Below are 2,549 nucleotides of genomic sequence, written 5' to 3'. Positions count from 1 at the left end.
GCGTGAAGGCATTTGAGGGTCAGAAGCTCGGCATCGCGGCCGAGCACGTCGGTGCGCGCGAGCTTCCAGATCCGCTCCGCGCCGGCATTGAAATGACTGATGCGATGCGCGCTATCGACGATGACGACGCCATCGTCGGCGCATTCGAGCGCGGCCAGCAGCACTTCCGGAGTTTCTGTCACAGGACAATCGGAGGCAGACATCGTTGGACCCGGAGGCATCGGCAATCGGCCGACGCTAGCGCTTCGATGGTGTCCAAGACGTTTTCGCAATCCCGTCGCGTCCCGCCAAGGCGCGACATGCTTAACGGTCCGCGAAAAAAGCAAGGGCAATGCAGTGGGTACGGAACTATTCGGCGCCGGTTCCGGCATGGAGCTTGTGCAGCCGTCCGGCCACGGCCCGCACCTTGCGGGGGGCGGCCTGCCAGATCGACAGCGCCGACAAGCCGCTCACGATCATGGCAATGGCGAAGGCGAGCGTGTAGTCGCCGGCGCGGTCATAGAGCAAGCCCGTGACCCAGGGGCCGGCCGCGCCGCCGGCCAATGCCGCCAGCATGATCACGCCGAAGATGCTGCCCTGATGCCTGCCCTGGAAAATCTCGAACACCACCGCGCCCATGATCGAGGTCAGGCCGTAGCCGAGTGCGCCTTGCGTGAACACCATCAGATAGACGAGCCAGAGCGAGGGCTGATACTTCAAGGCGATCAGTGCCGCGAAGCAGATCGCAAAACCCGCGCAGCTCAGAGCCCATACCCACTCCCGCCCGATCCGGTCGGAGACATGGCCGAGCAGGATCTGGCCGGGAATGCCGAGCAGGCTGACGATGCCGAGCGCCCACACCGCAACGCCCGGACTGAAGCCGATGTCGAGCAGGAATTTGGTCTGGTGCACCTGCACCGCATACCAGATGTAGAGGCCGCAGAAATAGCCGAGTGCGATCCACCAGAAGCGCGCGGTGGCGACCGCGCGCCGCAGCGTCCAGTCGGTGCCGACCCAGACCGGATCGACGATGTTGGAGACGGGCCTTGCGGCACCCGCGGACGGCGCTGCGTCGCCGTCCGGCTGAAGGCCGATGTCTTCGGGCCGCTTGCGCAGCAACAGGTTGATCGGCGCCAGCACGACCAGGACGATCAGGCCCATCGCGGTGCAGGCGGTACGCCAGCCGGTCTGTTCGATCATGTGCTGCACCCAAGGCAGCAGCGTCACCGAGCCGATGCCAACGCCGGCGAAGGCGATGCCGATGGCAAAGCCGCGGCTGCGGATGAACCAGTTCGGCAGGAATAGCGACTGGCCGGAATAGCCGAGACAGACGCTGCCGGCGCCGACCATGACGCCGATGGTCAAATAGAGATGCCAGGGCGCGCTGGTGAGCGGCGCCAGCAGCAGCCCGCCGCCCATCAGCACGACGCCGAGCTCCATCACCGCGCGGGGCCCGGCGCGATCCATCAGCCGCCCGATCAGCGGGCTGACCACGCCCGACACCACGAAGCCAAAGGAGAATGCGCCGGCGGTGACGCCGCGCTCCCAGCCGAATTCGGAGATGATGGGAGGAAAGAACAGTGAGAAGGCGGTGCGCGCGTTGACGCCGATGGCCATCGTGACGAAGGTCACCGCGACCACGACCCAGCCGTAGAAGAACGGAAGCCGCATTTTGTGCATTTCATCCCTGGACGATCCTTGGGACCATCTCGGGATATCCGGGTCAAGCGCTTTCCGCGCATGCCGGCCGAGCGGCGAGATCAGGCGGCGTCGAGCCGCGAGCGTTCGGCGGGCGCGTCGAATAGAATCCGCTCGATCGGCTGCGGTCGGCCGAACAGATAGCCCTGCGCGAAGTTGACGCCGAGCGCCTTCAACCGCTCGAACTCCTCGCGGGTCTCGACCCCCTCGGCGGTGACCGACATGTCGAGGCCGCGCGCCAGCGTCACGATCGAGGAGATGATGGCGGAACTGCGCGGCTGATGGGTGAGGTTGCGGATGAACGACTTGTCGATCTTGATCTTGTCGAAGGGGAACGCGGTCAGATAGCTCAGCGACGAATAGCCGGTGCCGAAATCGTCGAGCGCGAGTTCGATGCCGATGCCCTTGAGCCGCTCGATGAAGGCGTGATTTTCGACGCCGCGCTCCAGCAGGACCGACTCAGTCACCTCGATCTCGAGCCGTTGCGGCGGCAGTCCGGAATCCCTGAGCGCCGCACGGATCACCTCGAACAGATCGGCTTCCTTGAACTGCACCGGGGACAGGTTGACGGCCACCCTGAGCCCCGACGGCCACGACGCCGCGTCGGCGCAGGCGCGCCGCAGCACGAATTCGCCGAGCGGCACGATCAGCCCGGTCTCCTCGGCCAGCGCAATGAACTGGTCCGGCGGGATCAGACCCCGGCCCGGATGCCGCCAGCGCACCAGCGCCTCGAAGCCGCGGCGCGCGCCGCTGTCGGCATCGACGAACGGCTGGTAGTGAACTTCGAGCTGGCAGCGCGCGATGGCGTCGCGCAGATCGCCCTCCAGCGTGTTGCGGGCCTCGAGCTCGGCCGACATCGCCTCGTCATAGAT

The 2,549-nt window shown here is 66.1% G+C and carries 2 protein-coding genes; both read right to left on the bottom strand.

Annotation, left to right across the window (positions count from 1 at the left end):
* Positions 1 to 348 precede the first annotated feature (348 nt).
* Positions 349 to 1,650: an MFS transporter gene (locus ACXJL8_RS38760; protein ID WP_456686788.1), complete on the bottom strand. Its 1,302-nt coding sequence runs from the start codon at positions 1,648 to 1,650 to the stop codon at positions 349 to 351.
* Between the two features lie 89 nt (positions 1,651 to 1,739).
* The coding region (locus ACXJL8_RS38755; protein WP_456686787.1) for a putative bifunctional diguanylate cyclase/phosphodiesterase at positions 1,740 to 2,549 on the bottom strand (810 nt) is incomplete at its 5' end.

The sequence above is a fragment of the Bradyrhizobium sp. P5_C11_2 genome, from assembly GCF_054049755.1.
Note: the sequence above shows the minus strand (reverse complement) of the source record. Positions and strands in the feature narration are given on the sequence as shown.